This is a genomic window from Pseudomonas sp. NPDC079367, assembly GCF_044542195.1.
GTDB lineage: Bacteria > Pseudomonadota > Gammaproteobacteria > Pseudomonadales > Pseudomonadaceae > Aquipseudomonas.
Genome location: NZ_JBITTW010000012.1, coordinates 1 through 15251, shown reverse-complemented (window position 1 = coordinate 15251; position 15251 = coordinate 1). Strand labels below are relative to the sequence as shown.

The 15251-nt window shown below is 61.1% G+C and carries 12 protein-coding genes and 2 pseudogenes; 10 read left to right on the top strand and 4 right to left on the bottom strand.

Features of this window, described 5'->3' with window-relative positions:
• The first annotated feature begins 40 nt into the window (after nucleotides 1–40).
• From miaB to lnt, 5 genes and pseudogenes are all read left to right on the top strand, one after another.
• Nucleotides 41–1369, top strand: coding sequence for a tRNA (N6-isopentenyl adenosine(37)-C2)-methylthiotransferase MiaB (gene miaB, locus ACIGDJ_RS12755; RefSeq protein WP_101160579.1), 1329 nt, complete (start codon nucleotides 41–43; stop codon nucleotides 1367–1369).
• Nucleotides 1370–1583: 214 nt separating this feature from the next.
• Nucleotides 1584–2576 carry a PhoH family protein gene (locus tag ACIGDJ_RS12750; RefSeq protein WP_101160582.1) on the top strand — a complete coding sequence of 331 codons (993 nt, stop codon included), beginning with the start codon at nucleotides 1584–1586 and terminating at the stop codon, nucleotides 2574–2576.
• Nucleotides 2569–3063 (top strand): rRNA maturation RNase YbeY, encoded by a 495-nt coding sequence (gene ybeY / locus ACIGDJ_RS12745; RefSeq protein WP_101160585.1) that lies wholly within the window; start codon nucleotides 2569–2571, stop codon nucleotides 3061–3063. The genes ACIGDJ_RS12750 and ybeY overlap by 8 nt, the downstream gene beginning before the upstream one ends.
• Before the next feature lie 5 nt (nucleotides 3064–3068).
• A pseudogene (locus tag ACIGDJ_RS12740) lies at nucleotides 3069–3862 on the top strand (HlyC/CorC family transporter).
• A gap of 17 nt (nucleotides 3863–3879) precedes the next feature.
• Nucleotides 3880–5403, top strand: coding sequence for an apolipoprotein N-acyltransferase (gene lnt / locus ACIGDJ_RS12735; protein WP_397480210.1), 1524 nt, complete (start codon nucleotides 3880–3882; stop codon nucleotides 5401–5403).
• Nucleotides 5404–5489: 86 nt separating this feature from the next.
• Here the strand turns inward: lnt and ACIGDJ_RS12730 are convergent, their stop codons facing one another.
• Both ACIGDJ_RS12730 and ACIGDJ_RS12725 read right to left on the bottom strand, forming a co-directional pair.
• Complete coding sequence (locus ACIGDJ_RS12730) at nucleotides 5490–6251, bottom strand: YdcF family protein (protein ID WP_397480211.1); 762 nt, start codon at nucleotides 6249–6251, stop codon at nucleotides 5490–5492.
• Between the two features lie 104 nt (nucleotides 6252–6355).
• Complete coding sequence (locus tag ACIGDJ_RS12725) at nucleotides 6356–6679, bottom strand: hypothetical protein (RefSeq protein ID WP_313003886.1); 324 nt, start codon at nucleotides 6677–6679, stop codon at nucleotides 6356–6358.
• 246 nt (nucleotides 6680–6925) lie between these two features.
• Here ACIGDJ_RS12725 and leuS point away from each other — a divergent pair, with 246 nt between their 5' ends.
• From leuS to ACIGDJ_RS12700, 5 genes are all read left to right on the top strand, one after another.
• Nucleotides 6926–9532: a leucine--tRNA ligase gene (gene leuS / locus ACIGDJ_RS12720; RefSeq protein WP_397480212.1), complete on the top strand. Its 2607-nt coding sequence runs from the start codon at nucleotides 6926–6928 to the stop codon at nucleotides 9530–9532.
• A gap of 87 nt (nucleotides 9533–9619) precedes the next feature.
• Nucleotides 9620–10225, top strand: coding sequence for an LPS assembly lipoprotein LptE (lptE, locus tag ACIGDJ_RS12715; protein WP_101160600.1), 606 nt, complete (start codon nucleotides 9620–9622; stop codon nucleotides 10223–10225).
• A 38-nt stretch (nucleotides 10226–10263) separates the two neighbouring features.
• Nucleotides 10264–11301, top strand: a complete 1038-nt coding sequence (gene holA / locus ACIGDJ_RS12710; protein ID WP_101160601.1) for a DNA polymerase III subunit delta — start codon at nucleotides 10264–10266, stop codon at nucleotides 11299–11301.
• A 190-nt stretch (nucleotides 11302–11491) separates the two neighbouring features.
• Complete coding sequence (gene arfA / locus ACIGDJ_RS12705) at nucleotides 11492–11656, top strand: alternative ribosome rescue factor ArfA (protein ID WP_016773035.1); 165 nt, start codon at nucleotides 11492–11494, stop codon at nucleotides 11654–11656.
• A 61-nt stretch (nucleotides 11657–11717) separates the two neighbouring features.
• Nucleotides 11718–13040, top strand: coding sequence for a lytic murein transglycosylase (locus tag ACIGDJ_RS12700; protein WP_101160603.1), 1323 nt, complete (start codon nucleotides 11718–11720; stop codon nucleotides 13038–13040).
• A 110-nt stretch (nucleotides 13041–13150) separates the two neighbouring features.
• On the opposite strand, the gene ACIGDJ_RS12695 is transcribed toward ACIGDJ_RS12700, so the two are convergent.
• Entirely contained in the window at nucleotides 13151–14101 is a 951-nt protein-coding gene (locus tag ACIGDJ_RS12695) for an LD-carboxypeptidase (protein ID WP_313003902.1), read from the bottom strand.
• A 170-nt stretch (nucleotides 14102–14271) separates the two neighbouring features.
• A pseudogene (lipA, locus tag ACIGDJ_RS12690) lies at nucleotides 14272–15250 on the bottom strand (lipoyl synthase).
• Between the last annotated feature and the right edge of the window lies 1 nt (nucleotide 15251).

Genomic DNA, 15251 nt, shown 5'->3' with positions numbered 1-15251 from the left:
ATAATGCGCGGTTCTTTGAATCACGTGACGACCCGAATCCATGGCCAAGAAGCTTTACATCGAAACCCACGGTTGCCAGATGAACGAGTACGACAGCTCGCGCATGGTCGATCTGCTGGGCGAACATCAGGCCCTGGAAGTCACCGCCCGCGCGGAAGACGCCGACGTGATTCTGCTCAACACCTGCTCGATCCGCGAGCGCGCGCAAGATCGCGTGTACTCGCAGCTCGGCCGCTGGCGCGAACTGAAGCTGGCCAACCCGGAGATGGTGATCGCCGTCGGCGGTTGCGTGGCGAGCCAGGAAGGCGCGGCGATCCGCGATCGCGCACCGTACGTCGACGTGGTGTTCGGCCCGCAGACCCTGCACCGCCTGCCGGAAATGATCGACGCGGCACGCATCACAAAGCTGCCGCAGGTCGACGTGTCGTTCCCGGAAATCGAAAAATTCGACCACTTGCCCGAGCCGCGCATCGATGGCCCGAGCGCCTATGTGTCGGTGATGGAAGGTTGCAGCAAATACTGCACGTTCTGCGTGGTGCCTTATACCCGAGGCGAAGAAGTCAGCCGACCGTTCGATGATGTGATCGCCGAAATCATTCACCTCGCCGAAAACGGCGTGCGTGAAGTGACCTTGCTCGGGCAGAACGTCAACGGCTACCGCGGCCAGACCCACGACGGTCGTCTGGCCGATCTGGCCGAACTGATCCGCGTGGTTGCCGCTGTCGATGGCATCGACCGCATTCGCTACACCACCTCGCACCCGCTGGAGTTCTCCGACAGCCTGATCCAGGCCCACGCCGAAGTGCCGGAACTGGTCAAGCACCTGCATCTGCCGGTGCAGTCGGGCTCGGACCGGATTCTCGCGGCGATGAAGCGCAACCACACAGCGCTGGAGTACAAATCCAAGCTGCGTAAACTGCGCGCCGCCGTGCCGGGGATCTGCATCAGCTCGGACTTCATCGTCGGCTTCCCCGGTGAAACCGAAAAAGACTTCGAACAGACCATGAAGCTGATCGCCGATGTCGGCTTCGACTTCTCCTACTCGTTCGTTTACAGCCAGCGCCCAGGCACGCCCGCCGCCGACCTGGCCGACGACACCCCTGAAGAATTGAAGAAAGAACGTCTGAACGCGCTGCAACATCGCTTGAATCAGCAAGGCTTCGAAATCAGCCGACAAATGGTCGGCTCGATCCAGCGCATTCTGGTCACCGATTATTCGAAGAAAGACCCGGGTGAGCTGCAGGGGCGCACGGAGAATAACCGTATCGTCAACTTCCGCTGCGACAATCCCACCCTGATCGGTCAGTTCGCCGACGTGCACATCGACGCCGCGCAGCCACACTCGCTGCGTGGCTCTTTAATTCAATAGCACCACATTTCCCTTGTGGGGGCGGGCCTGCTCGCGAAAACGGTGTATCAGCATCGTCGATGGAGGCTGACACGACGCTTTCGCGAGCAAGCCGCTCCCACAGGTCAAGCGCAGCGGCGCTTATCGGCTGAGCTGATTTAAGAGCTTTCGCACCCACGCCACTGGCGTTATCCTTGATTTCACTTCAATTGCCCCAGGGCGGCTAAATACGACCTTGAACGCACCTATCGAACCACATCGCTTTCTCCTCGAGCCGTTTGAGGCTCGCCGCTTCGCCAATCTGTGCGGGCAATTCGACGAGCATTTACGCTTGATCGAACAGCGCCTGGCCATCGAGATCCGCAACCGCGGAAACCAGTTCGAGCTGATTGGCGATCCAAAACTCACCACATCTGCGGAAAACCTGCTGCGCCGCCTGTACCGGGAAACCAAGGGTACCGAGCTGTCGCCAGACCTGGTGCACCTGTTCATTCAGGAATCAGCAGATCTCGACAACCCCGCCCCTGCCGAAGCGACCGTCGCCCTGCGCACCAAGAAAGGCATGATTCGCCCGCGCGGCTTGAATCAGCAGCGCTACGTGAAGGAAATCCTCGGTAACGACATCAACTTCGGCATAGGCCCGGCCGGTACCGGCAAGACCTATCTGGCCGTGGCCTGCGCGGTTGACGCGCTGGAGCGCGAGCAGATCCGCCGCATCCTGCTGGTGCGTCCGGCGGTCGAAGCGGGCGAAAAACTCGGCTTCCTGCCCGGCGACCTGTCGCAGAAGATCGACCCGTACCTGCGCCCGCTTTACGACGCGCTGTACGAAATGCTCGGCTTCGAATATGTCGCCAAGCTGATCGAAAAACAGGTGATCGAAGTCGCACCGCTGGCCTACATGCGCGGTCGCACGCTGAACAACAGTTTCATCATTCTCGACGAGAGCCAGAACACCACGGTCGAGCAAATGAAGATGTTCCTGACGCGCATCGGCTTCGGCTCGACCGCCGTCATCACGGGTGACATCACCCAGGTCGACCTGCCGCGCGGCACCAAGTCCGGGCTGCACCATGTCATTGAAGTGCTCAAAGACGTGCCGGGCATCAGCTTCACCCACTTCCAGCCCAAGGACGTCGTGCGCCACCCGTTGGTGCAGCGGATTGTCGAGGCCTACGAGCGCTTCGAGACCCGTGCCGAAGCCGCCAGGGAAGCCTCGCGCGATGCTTGAGCTGGATCTGCAAATCGCCACCGAGGCCAGCGCGCCAAGTGAAGCCGAGTTCCGCCAATGGTGCGAACTGGCTCTGCGTCAGCGCAGCGCCGACTCGGAGATGACCATCCGTCTGGTCGACGAGGAAGAAGGCCGCGAGCTTAACCACACCTGGCGCCACAAGGATTACGCGACCAATGTGTTGTCATTCCCGGCCGAAGTACCCGACGAGTTTCTCGATATTCCGCTGCTCGGCGATCTGGTGATCTGCGTGGCCGTGGTCGAACGCGAAGCCGCCGAGCAGGGCAAGGAACTAAAGGCCCACTGGGCACATCTGGTCATTCACGGCTGCTTGCATCTGCTCGGTTACGACCATATAGATGACGACGAAGCCGAGGAAATGGAAGCACTGGAACGCGAGTTGCTTGCTGAACTGGGCTATCCCGATCCGTACGCGGACGACGAAACCGAACCAACCCCCATCGTTACAACAAAGGATTCAGAGTAATCGCTATGAGCGAAGATCGATCGAGCAACGGGCAGAAGTCATGGCTGGGTAAACTGACCCAGGCTTTTGCCCACGAGCCGAAGAACCGTCAGGAGCTCCTCGAGCTGCTGCGTGATGCACATCAGAACAAACTGCTGGACAGCGAAGCGCTGGCCATCGTCGAAGGCGCCATCCAGGTGGCTGACCTGCAAGTACGCGACATCATGGTGCCGCGCTCGCAGATGATCAGCATCAAGGCGACCCAGACCCCCCGCGAATTCCTCCCTGCTGTGGTCGACTCGGCCCACTCGCGCTACCCGGTAATCGGCGAAAGCCATGACGACGTGATGGGCGTGCTGCTGGCCAAGGACCTGCTGCCGCTGATCCTCAAGGAGAACGGCGACAGTTTCAACATCAAGGACCTGCTGCGCCCGGCCACTTTCGTGCCGGAGTCCAAGCGTCTCAACGTGTTGCTGCGTGAATTCCGCGCCAACCACAACCACATGGCCATCGTCATCGACGAGTACGGCGGCGTGGCCGGCCTGGTGACCATCGAAGACGTGCTTGAGCAGATCGTCGGCGACATCGAAGACGAGCACGACGTCGAAGAAGACAGCTACATCAAGCCGCTGCCCAGCGGTGACTTCCTGATCAAGGCACTGACGACGAGTTCGACACCGTCGGCGGTCTGGTGATGAGCGCGTTCGGCCACTTGCCAAAACGCAACGAAATCACTGAAATCGGCGCCTATCGTTTCCGCATCCTGAATGCCGACAGTCGTCGGATTCATTTGCTGCGACTCACGCCAATCGCTCGGTAACAAACTTAAGGACTGAAATGCGCTGGACTACCCGCCCCGGCTGGCCCGGTAACCTGCTGGCCGTGGCGGCCGGTGCTATCACCACCTTCGCTCTCGCCCCGTTCAACATCTGGCCGCTGGCATTGCTGGCGGTCGGTCTGTTCTATGCCGGCTTGCGTGAACTGAGCCCGCGGCAGGCGCTGGGCCGTGGCTGGTGCTTCGGCTTCGGCCTGTTCGGCGCCGGTACCAGCTGGATCTACTACAGCATTCACCACTTTGGCGGCGCTTCGGTGTTACTCGCCGGGTTCTTGATGCTGCTGTTCACAGCGGCAATTGCCTGGTTCTTCGCCCTGCCCGCCTGGCTGTGGGCGCGCTGGTTGCGCCGTAACGAAGCACCGGTCGCCGATGCCTTGGCCTTTGCGGCGTTGTGGGTCGGGCAGGAAGCGTTTCGCGGCTGGTTCCTTACCGGTTTCCCATGGCTGTATTCGGGTTACAGCCAGCTCGACGGCCCGCTGGCCGGGCTCGCACCGGTGGGCGGCATGTGGCTGGTGTCGTTTGTTCTGGCACTTACCGCAGCGCTGATCCACAACGCGCCGCGCCTGTTGCAGGCGCGGCGCAAGGGTTTTATCGCGGCCGGTCTGGTGCTTCTGGTCGGCCCTTGGGTGACGGGTATCGCCCTTAAAGGCCATGCCTGGACCAGCCCGTCCGGTGCACCGCTGACGGTCGCCGCGATTCAGGGCAACGTCGCGCAAAGCATGAAATGGGACCCAGCCGAGCTCAACGCGCAACTGGCGCTGTACCGCGACTTGAGTTTGCGCTCCAAACCGGTCGATCTGCTGATCTGGCCGGAAACCGCCGTGCCGGTCCTGAAGGAGTCCGCCGAGGGCTACCTGACGATGATGGGCAACTTCGCCGCCGAGCGTAAATCGGCGCTGATCACCGGTGTGCCGATTCGCCAGACCGTGCATCACGAACGGCGCTTCTTCAACGGCATCACCGTGGTCGGCGAAGGCGACGGCACTTACCTGAAGCAGAAACTGGTGCCGTTCGGGGAATATGTGCCGTTGCAGGATGTGTTGCGCGGCTTGATCGCATTCTTCGACCTGCCAATGTCGGACTTCGCTCGTGGCCCGTCCGATCAGGCGCTGTTGCAAGCCAAGGGTTACCAGATCGCACCGTTTATCTGCTACGAAGTGGTCTATCCGGAATTCGCCGCCGGGCTGTCGGCACGCAGTGATCTGTTGCTGACGATCAGCAACGACACCTGGTTCGGCACGTCCATCGGCCCGCTGCAACATCTGCAAATGGCGCAGATGCGCGCGCTGGAGGCTGGACGCTGGATGATCCGCGCGACCAACAACGGCGTTACCGGCCTGATCAACCCGTTCGGCCAGATCACCGAGCAGATTCCGCAGTTCGAGCAAGGCGTGCTGTACGGCGAAGTGGTGCCGATGCACGATCTGACACCCTATTTGCAATGGCGCTCGTGGCCGCTGATCGTGTTGTGCATGCTGCTGTTTGGCTGGGCGCTGATGGCCAGCCGGATGTCGAAGACTCTTTAAAGCAAAAGATCGCAGCCTGCGGCAGCTCCTACATGGGATTGAGATTCCCTCTGTAGGAGCTGCCGCAGGCTGCGATCTTTTGATCTTCAGCGGTAAAACAGCGAATACCCCACCTGCCCCACCGCCTCATTGAGCAGTTGCCCGCTCTGCCAGATCGATTTGAACTCGGGCAGCCAGCCGCCAAACGGCCGGGCGTTATCAGTGCCGAGGAAGCCAACCGGCGCCGGTACCACCTCGAATCCCGCCTGTTCAAAGCTCCATACCGCGCGCGGCATGTGCCACGCCTGCGTCACCACGACGACCCGCTTGATCTCCTGCGGCAACAGAATATCTGCCGTCATCCTGGCGTTTTCCCATGTGGTGCGGCTCGCGCCTTCCTGCCAGCGCACGGTCACGTCGAAGTCATCGCGCAGTGAATCCGCCATCAATTTCGCCTCGGTCGGTGGCGTGCCGTAATGCAGGCCGCCACTGGTCAGGATCGGCAAGCCCGAGGCTTTGGCCAGGCGTGCGGCGTATCGCTGACGCTCAAGGCCGACGCCGGTCGGCTGGTCTTCGCCCCAAGCCAGATCACCGCGCTCACGCCCCGAACCCAACACCACAATCGCATCGGCGCGTTGCGCCAGGGTCGTCCACTCTGACCGCGCTAGCGGCGGCTCACGTTCCAGCGCCTTGGCGCCCCACTGCACCACCACCGGCAGGCTCATCAGCAGCAGGCCACCAAAACCAAAGCCGAAACACACGCCCGCCAGGCGCGGCCGCGAGCGGCGCAGCCACCAGGCGGCCAGCAACAGCAGCAAAAGAATGCCGGGCGGCAATAAAAGTTGTTTGATGAAATATCGAAAGGGCATCGGGCATCTCCAAAGATGCCCGAAGCCTAAGAGTGTTAATTACGAGTTACAACCAATAGGCGGGATCCTGTTGCAAAAGATCCGTGTCCTGACCTGCCATGCGCTTACTTGGCCTGCACAGAACGCACCTTGCCGGTGTCTCTGCGCGGCGCCTTGTCCTTGAGCCAGATGACCTTGGCCGAATGTGTCGCATCGAGCTGCTTCACTGCTTGAGACAGGCATCCCTGCGTTTCACGTTCACTGCGATCCAGATAGGCCTTGACCAGTTTGAACTCGGCGGGGCTCAAGCCACGCAATTCCAGTTCCAGGGGGCGCTCGTCGCGCAGCCGGCCAGCGGTTTTCACGGCGTCCAGCGCCATGCCCAGACGATCGATCAACCTTTCGTACAACTCGGGTTTCGTTACGTTTTTTTTCCGTTGCTCCACCATCCCTCACCTCATTGAAGATAAGACTCACTCCCCAGTTAGAGCTTAGCTTCGCTGCACGAACCGGCTACACGCCGCGACCAACGGCCCTCGCCACTCAAACGCTCGGGCAAACAGCTGTAATCAGGGTTTCCCTCGGTCAAGCGCGGTCATGTATGCTACGGCGCTTCCTGTCATTCCACTTCCAGCGCATCCCGGATGCCGCCGTCGAAGAGGATTAGGCCACCCCTATCCAGTACAAAAGTAGCCATGCACGAACAATATCAGCCCCGTGAGATCGAAGCCGCCGCCCAGTCCTTCTGGGATGAGCAAAAGTCCTTTGAAGTCAGTGAACAGCCAGGCAAGGAAACCTACTACTGCCTGTCGATGTTCCCTTACCCCAGCGGCAAGCTGCACATGGGCCACGTGCGCAACTACACCATCGGCGACGTGATCTCGCGTTACCAGCGCATGCAGGGCAAAAACGTTCTGCAGCCAATGGGTTGGGATGCGTTCGGCATGCCGGCGGAAAACGCCGCGATGAAGAACAACGTAGCGCCTGCCAAGTGGACCTACGAAAACATCGCTTACATGAAGTCGCAGCTGCGCAGCCTCGGCCTCGCCGTGGACTGGTCCCGTGAAGTGACCACCTGCAAGCCGGACTACTACCGCTGGGAGCAATGGCTGTTCACTCGCCTGTTCGAAAAGGGAGTGATCTACCGCAAGAACGGCACCGTGAACTGGGACCCGGTCGACCAGACCGTACTGGCCAACGAGCAAGTCATCGACGGGCGCGGCTGGCGCTCCGGCGCGCTGATCGAAAAGCGCGAAATCCCGATGTACTACTTCAAGATCACCGCTTACGCGGACGAGCTGCTGGAAAGCCTCGACGAACTGACGGGCTGGCCAGAACAGGTCAAGACCATGCAGCGCAACTGGATCGGCAAGTCCCGTGGCATGGAAGTGCAGTTCCCGTACAACGTCGATTCGATCGGCGAAGCCGGCACCCTGAAAGTCTTCACCACCCGTCCGGACACACTGATGGGCGCGACCTATGTCGCCGTGGCCGCCGAGCACCCGCTGGCTACCCTGGCCGCGCGGAACAACCCTGAGCTGCAAGCGTTCATTGCCGAGTGCAAGGGCGGCAGCGTCGCTGAAGCCGATGTCGCCACCCAGGAAAAGAAAGGCCTGCCCACCGGCCTGTTCGTCGAGCACCCGCTGACCGGTGAAAAACTGCCGGTGTGGGTCGCCAACTACGTGCTGATGCACTACGGCGACGGCGCGGTCATGGCCGTACCGGCGCACGACGAGCGCGATTTCGAATTCGCCCACAAGTACAACCTGCCAGTGAAATCGGTGGTGCGCACCAGCTCCGGTGACACCAACCCCGCGCCGTGGCAAGACGCCTACGGCGAGCATGGCACGCTGATCAACTCCGGTGAGTTCGACGGCCTCGACTTCGCCGGCGCATTCGACGCCATGGAAGTGGCCCTGATCAAGAAAGAGCTGGGCGCCTCGCGCACCCAGTTCCGCCTGCGCGACTGGGGCATCAGCCGCCAGCGCTACTGGGGTTGCCCGATCCCGATCATCCACTGCGCTGCGTGCGGTGATGTACCAGTGCCGGAAGATCAGTTGCCTGTCGTTCTGCCGGAAGACGTGGTCCCGGACGGCGCCGGTTCGCCGCTGGCGCGCATGCCCGAGTTCTACGAATGCAGCTGCCCGAAATGCGGCGCACCGGCCAAGCGTGAAACCGACACCATGGACACCTTTGTCGAGTCGTCCTGGTACTACGCCCGCTACGCCTCGCCGCACTTCGAAGGAGGTCTGGTCGAGAAATCCGCCGCTGATCACTGGCTGCCGGTGGATCAGTACATAGGTGGTATCGAACACGCCATTCTGCACCTGCTCTATGCGCGTTTCTTCCACAAACTGATGCGCGACGAAGGTCTGGTCAGCTCCAACGAGCCATTCAAAAACCTGCTGACCCAGGGCATGGTGATCGCCGAGACTTACTATCGTCGCGAAGCCAACGGCGCCTATACCTGGTTCAACCCGGCCGACGTAGAACTGGAACGCGACAGCAAAGCCAAGGTCATCAGCGCCAAACTGAAAACCGACGGCCTGCCGGTGGAAATCGGCGGTACCGAGAAGATGGCCAAGTCGAAGAACAACGGCGTCGACCCGCAGTCGATGATCGACCAGTTCGGCGCCGACACCTGCCGTCTGTTCATGATGTTCGCCTCGCCGCCTGACATGAGCGCGGAATGGTCGGACTCCGGCGTTGAGGGCTCGCACCGCTTCCTCAAGCGCGTCTGGCGTCTGGCGCAAGCTCACGTCACTCAGGGCTTGCCGGGCAAACTCGATATCGCCGTTCTGAGCGACGAGCAGAAGACCGTGCGTCGTGCGATCCACCTGGCGATCAAGCAGGCCAGCCATGACGTCGGCCAAAACCACAAATTCAACACGGCCATCGCTCAGGTGATGACGCTGATGAACGTACTGGAAAAAGCCGCGCAAGGCAGCGAACAGGACCGCGCGCTGCTGCACGAAGGCCTGGAAGCGGTGACCCTGCTGCTAGCGCCGATCACCCCGCACATCAGCCATGAATTGTGGAAGCAGTTGGGCCACGCCGATGCCGTAATCGACGCAGGCTGGCCGGCCGTGGATGAAAGTGCTCTGGTGCAGGACAACCTGACCCTGGTCATTCAGGTCAACGGCAAGCTGCGTGGGCAGATCGAAATGCCCGCCAGCGCCACTCGCGAAGAAATCGAAGCCGCCGCGCGCGTCAACGAAAACGTGCTGCGTTTCGTTGACGGCCTGACCATTCGCAAGGTGATCGTGGTACCGGGCAAACTGGTCAACATCGTCGCCAGCTAAATTGGATCGGGTGCCGGGTCGCCTGGCACCCAGTTAAACCTTTCGGGCCGCAGAGTCGGCTCACCTGGTTTCAAGGGGAGCAACACAATGATCAAACGCAATCTGCTGGTGATGGGCCTCGCCGTTCTGCTGAGCGCCTGCGGTTTCCAGTTGCGTGGTACCGGCACCAACGAACTGTCGATCAAGGAACTCGACCTGAGCGCGCGCAATGCTTACGGCGAAACCGTGAGACAGCTGCGTCAGACGCTGGAGTCCAGCGGCGTCAAGGTCTACACCGGTGCGCCGTACAAGCTGTATTTGGCTGACGAGCAGGAAAGCCAGCGCATCCTCAGCTATGCCGGTGCCGGTCGCACGGGCGAGTACCAGGTCAGCACCGTGCTGAGCTATGACATCCGCGGCGACAAGGATCTGTCCCTGCTCAGCGACAAACTCGAAGTGCAGAAGGTCTTCATTCACGACGGCAACAACCTGGTCGGCTCCGATCAGGAAGCCAACGACGCCCGTAATGAAATCCGCCGCGAGCTGGTGCAGCGCATGATGCTGCGCTTGTCGCAGCTGACCCCGGGTCAGTTGCAACAACTGCAACAAACCGCCAATGACCGCGCCAAGGCTGAGGCCGATGCGCTGGAAGCGGCGCAAAAGGCTGAGGCGGAAACTCCGCGTCAGTCGCCGCTCGAAATTCCGCAGCAGTAAGCCGGCCGGGGTGCTCAGGCACCCCGCTCGCCCTTCTTATGAAGCTCGCTCCCGCGCAACTCGGCAAACACCTGCAAGGCGCACTCGCGCCGGTCTACATCATCAGTGGCGATGACCCGTTGCTGTGTCAGGAAGCCGCCGACGCCATCCGCAGTGCTGCTCGCCAGCAAGGTTTCGATGAACGCCAGGTTTTCGCCGCCGACGCCAATTTCGATTGGGGCACGTTGCTGCAAGCTGGCGCGAGCATGTCGCTGTTCGCCGAAAAACGCCTGCTGGAGCTGCGTCTGCCATCAGGCAAACCCGGCGACAAAGGTGCTGCGGCGCTGATCGAATACTGCTCGCGCCCCGCTGAAGACACTGTTCTGCTGATCAGCTTGCCCAAGCTCGACGGCAGCGCGCAGAAAACCAAATGGGGCAAAGCGCTGGTCGAAGGCCCGCAAACCCAGTTCGTGCAGATCTGGCCGGTGGATGCCAATCAGTTACCGAGCTGGATCCGTCAGCGCCTGTCGCAGGCAGGCCTGTCGGCCAGCCAGGACGCGGTCGAACTCATTGCTGCGCGTGTCGAGGGCAACCTGCTCGCCGCCGCGCAGGAAATCGAAAAGCTCAAGCTGATGGCCGAAGGTGGGCAGATTACCGTCGAAACCGTGCAGGCTGCGGTAGCTGACAGTGCACGTTTTGACGTGTTCGGCCTGACCGACGCGGTGCTCAACGGCGAGCCGGCCCACGCCTTGCGCATGCTTGAAGGTTTGCGCGGCGAAGGCGTCGAGCCGCCGGTGATCCTCTGGGCGCTGGCGCGGGAGTTGCGCCTGCTGGCCAATATCTCCCTGCAATACAGTCAGGGCACGCCGCTGGACAAGTGCTTCAGCCAGTCGAAACCGCCGGTCTGGGACAAGCGCAAGCCACTGATGAGCAAGGCTCTGCAACGCTATTCGGCGCAACGCTGGGCGCAGTTGCTGCTCGAAGCGCAGCGTATCGACGCGCAGATCAAGGGCCAGGCAGCCGGTTCGCCGTGGATGAGCCTCAGTCGCCTGGCTCTGTTGATGGCAGGCCAGCGCCTGTCTTTGCCTGCCGAATAAGATCAAGAGATCGTCCGAACGCGGCCCGAGCCTTCGGCTGCTCTTACACCAATCCTTGCAGGAGCTGCGGCACGCTGCGATCTTTTGATCTTGTTTTCCCACAAACATTACCCATATTTGCCCTATAGACAGACGCGTCACATCGGCAGATTATTTCCCCCGCAAAATCCACCTCACCGAGAGAATCGTCATGAGCAAAAAGCCAGCAAAGCATGGCCCCAACAAGGCCAAATCCATCGTCGCCCAGCCCTTGTTCCGCAGCCGCCAGGAACGACCAGCCAAGGGCAAAGGCAGCTACCGCCGCGAAGCCTTCCGGTCTGACAACCGGGAGGCTTTTTACTTTCTGGCTGCCTGAGGCGCACTACCCCCCGCTCATGTTAAGGTCTGCACCTGATTCGTTTCCCCTGGAACTGTGCATGCCCCCAAGTCTTTCCCGTCGATGGCCCGTGCGCCAATTGATCGCTGCCTCCAGCTTCATCCTGCTTGTCGCCTGCGCGGAAAAACCCACCGCCGCCGATGCACAACCCCTTCAAGCCGCCCCGGTCACCACGGCCCCAGCGATCATCCCGCCGGTAGTGCCGTCCGCTGATCCGCTCGACATTCAACCGACCCAGACCTTCGCCGAATGGCAAGCCGGTTTCCGCAAGGATGCCCTGGCCGCCGGGATTCGCCCCGAGCTGTTCGATCAGGCATTTGCCAATGTCAGCTTCGACGCCAGCGTGATTCGTGCCGATCGCAGTCAGCCGGAGTTCTCTCGTCCGGTGTGGGAATACCTCGACGGTGCGTTGTCACCGTTGCGCGTGCGTAAGGGTCAGGCGCTGATCAATCAGTACGCCGACATTCTGCAAAGCATCGAGCAGCGTTATGGCGTTGATCGTCAGGCACTGGTCTCGGTGTGGGGCATGGAAAGCAATTTCGGCCAGTTTCAGGGCAGCAAGTCGGTGATCAACTCGCTCGCTACCCTCGCCTACGAAGGCCGTCGTCCAGGCTTTGCCCATGCGCAATTGATCGCCGCCCTGCAGATTCTGCAACAGGGCGATATCACCCCGGAGAAAATGCTCGGCTCGTGGGCCGGAGCAATGGGCCAGACCCAGTTCATTCCGACCACTTACAATACTCACGCCGTGGACTTTGACGGCGACGGTCGCCGCGACATCTGGGGCAGCCCGGCCGATGCGCTTGCCTCGACCGCTCACTACTTGCAAAGCTCGGGATGGCAGCGTGGCCAGCCGTGGGGCTTCGAAGTACAGCTGCCGAGTGGCTTCAACTACACCCTGGCCGATGGCGCGATTCGTAAAAGCGTCGCCGAATGGCGGCAACTGGGCGTGAACCTGCCCAATGGCGCGCAGGTGCCAGCCGGCTCCGAACAACTCTCCGCTGCCCTGCTGTTGCCGGCCGGTTATCGCGGCCCGGCGTTCCTGATCCTCGACAACTTCCGCGCGATTCTCAAGTACAACAATTCCTCGTCCTATGCACTGGCGGTAAGCCTGTTGTCCGAGCGCTTTGAAGGCGCGGGTCTGATCAATGGCAATTGGCCGAAAGATGATCTGCCGCTAAGCCGCACGGAACGCATCGAACTGCAAACGCTGCTCAGCGCGCGCAACTACGACGCCGGCACGGCGGACGGGATTATCGGCGCCAATACGCGCAAAGCGATTCGCAGTGCCCAGCAAGCGCTGGGGTGGCCGGCAGATGGTTATCCGACGCACAAGTTGCTTGAGAGCCTTCGCGCCCAATAAAAGCTTTCGGGAGCAAGTCCCCTCTCACATTCGACGGTGTTCCAACTGAGGGACGCGTTCAAATGTGGGAGGGGCTTGCTCCCGAAGACAATGTGTCTATCGACAAATCTTCAATCTTTGATGACTACATCCTGCTCCAGCAGCAACTCCTGCTTCCCCGCATCCAGCCGCACCAGCGCGCCCAACGGCAGCGTCAGGTTCGGGTCGCAATGGCCACTGCGCCAACCCGACAACACCGGAATCCGCAACGGCCCAAAGGTTTGCTTGAGCAAGCGATTCAGCGCGGTGACATCCACCCCGGCGATATCACCAACCAGCACACCGCGCAGTCGGGCCAGCTTGCCGGCCAGACGCATCTGGGTCAGGAGCCGGTCGATGCGATACAACGGCTCGTTGATGTCTTCAATGAACAGAATCACCCCTTCGACGTCGATTTCGTAAGGCGTGCCCAGGGTCGCGGCGATCATCGCCAGATTGCCGCCGAGCAAGCGCCCATGCGCGATGCCCGGTTCGACGGTTGATAACGGATACGCCACCGGATGGCTCAGCACACTCCCCGTCCTCATTTGCCCGCGCAGCATGGCGAAAAATGAAGTCACCGTCGGCGGCTCCTTGTCGCCCAGCAAGTCGGCATTGAGCAGCGGTCCGTGAAAGGTCACAAAACCGGCGTAACGACTGATCGCCAGGTGCAACGCGGTGATATCGCTGTAGCCGACAAACGGCTTGGCATGACGGCTCAGCAGATCGTAATCGATGCGGTCCAGCAGACGCGGTGTGCCGTAGCCGCCGCGCAGACAAATGATCGCGTCGACTTCGGGATCAACGAACGCCGCGTGCAGATCGCGCAGGCGTACCTCGTCACTGCCGGCCAGATAGCCATCCCTTTCATAGACGCCGGGAAAGACTTTCAGCCCATAGCCGCGGGCGCGCATCCATTGCACCGCCTTATCAGTGTCCAGAGCACCAGGGCCGGCAGGTGCAATGACACCGATCAGCCCTTCCGAGGGCAGTGCGGGCACGGCTTTGTGAGGGCAAAGTGTATGGGTCGGTCGAACGGTCATCCTTGGATCTCCCTGCGAATTGATGCTCACACATTAGTCAGGAACGTGAACAAACAGAAGAGGATCACTCACGCCGTGCTTCGAAGGAAAAATCAGCAGCGAATGTAGGCCGGGCAAAAAAATGCCCGCCGGGCTATCAAACCTCGGCGGGCATATTCTGTGGCGCTGAATCAGGAACCCAGCAGCTCGGCCTTGACCAGCTTCGCCTGTTCGTCGGCGTGGTACGAGGAGCGTACCAGCGGACCCGAAGCGACGTTCTTGAAGCCCATCTTGTAACCTTCCTCGGCGAACCAGGCGAAGGTGTCCGGGTGCACGAAACGCTGCACCGGCAAGTGGCTGCGCGACGGCTGCAGGTACTGACCGAGAGTCAGCATGTCGATGTCGTGTTCGCGCATGCGCTTCATGACTTCGATGACTTCGTCGTCGGTCTCGCCCAGCCCCAGCATCAGGCCGGACTTGGTTGGAATGTGCGGCATCATCTGCTTGAAGCGTTGCAGCAGGGTCAGCGACCACTGGTAATCCGAACCCGGCCGCGCGGCCTTGTACAGACGCGGCACGGTTTCCAGGTTGTGGTTGAATACATCCGGCGGCTCGGCGGCGGTAATTTCCAACGCAATGTCCATGCGCCCACGGTAGTCCGGGACAAGGGTCTCAAGCTGCACGTTCGGCGACAGTTTGCGGATTTCGCGGATGCAGTCGGCAAAGTGCTGAGCACCGCCGTCACGCAGGTCGTCGCGGTCAACCGAAGTGATCACCACGTATTTGAGCTTGAGGTCAGCGATGGCGATGGCCAGGCTTTCCGGCTCGTTGACGTCCAGTGGCTTCGGACGACCGTGGCCAACGTCGCAGAACGGGCAGCGACGGGTGCAGATGTCGCCCATGATCATGAAGGTCGCGGTGCCGCCGGAGAAGCATTCGCCTAGGTTCGGGCAGGACGCTTCTTCGCAGACACTGTGCAACTTGTGCTTGCGCAACAGGCTCTTGATGCGGTCGACTTCCGGCGAAACCGGGATGCGCACGCGGATCCAGTCGGGTTTCTTCGGCAGTTCGGTGGTCGGGATGATCTTGACCGGGATGCGCAACCTTCTCGGCGCCGCGCAGCTTGACGCCGGCTTCAACCTTGGGACGCGGGGCCGGGCGCTCGGTCACG

What these genes read in the sequence shown, in the direction of transcription:
- miaB (WP_101160579.1), top strand. Translation starts at nt 41, where the DNA reads ATGGCCAAGAAGCTTTACATCGAAACCCACGGTTGCCAGATGAACGAG.
- ybeY (WP_101160585.1), top strand. Translation starts at nt 2,569, where the DNA reads ATGCTTGAGCTGGATCTGCAAATCGCCACCGAGGCCAGCGCGCCAAGT.
- lnt (WP_397480210.1), top strand. Translation starts at nt 3,880, where the DNA reads ATGCGCTGGACTACCCGCCCCGGCTGGCCCGGTAACCTGCTGGCCGTG.
- ACIGDJ_RS12730 (WP_397480211.1), bottom strand. Translation starts at nt 6,251, where the DNA reads ATGCCCTTTCGATATTTCATCAAACAACTTTTATTGCCGCCCGGCATT.
- ACIGDJ_RS12725 (WP_313003886.1), bottom strand. Translation starts at nt 6,679, where the DNA reads ATGGTGGAGCAACGGAAAAAAAACGTAACGAAACCCGAGTTGTACGAA.
- leuS (WP_397480212.1), top strand. Translation starts at nt 6,926, where the DNA reads ATGCACGAACAATATCAGCCCCGTGAGATCGAAGCCGCCGCCCAGTCC.
- lptE (WP_101160600.1), top strand. Translation starts at nt 9,620, where the DNA reads ATGATCAAACGCAATCTGCTGGTGATGGGCCTCGCCGTTCTGCTGAGC.
- holA (WP_101160601.1), top strand. Translation starts at nt 10,264, where the DNA reads ATGAAGCTCGCTCCCGCGCAACTCGGCAAACACCTGCAAGGCGCACTC.
- arfA (WP_016773035.1), top strand. Translation starts at nt 11,492, where the DNA reads ATGAGCAAAAAGCCAGCAAAGCATGGCCCCAACAAGGCCAAATCCATC.
- ACIGDJ_RS12700 (WP_101160603.1), top strand. Translation starts at nt 11,718, where the DNA reads ATGCCCCCAAGTCTTTCCCGTCGATGGCCCGTGCGCCAATTGATCGCT.
- ACIGDJ_RS12695 (WP_313003902.1), bottom strand. Translation starts at nt 14,101, where the DNA reads ATGACCGTTCGACCGACCCATACACTTTGCCCTCACAAAGCCGTGCCC.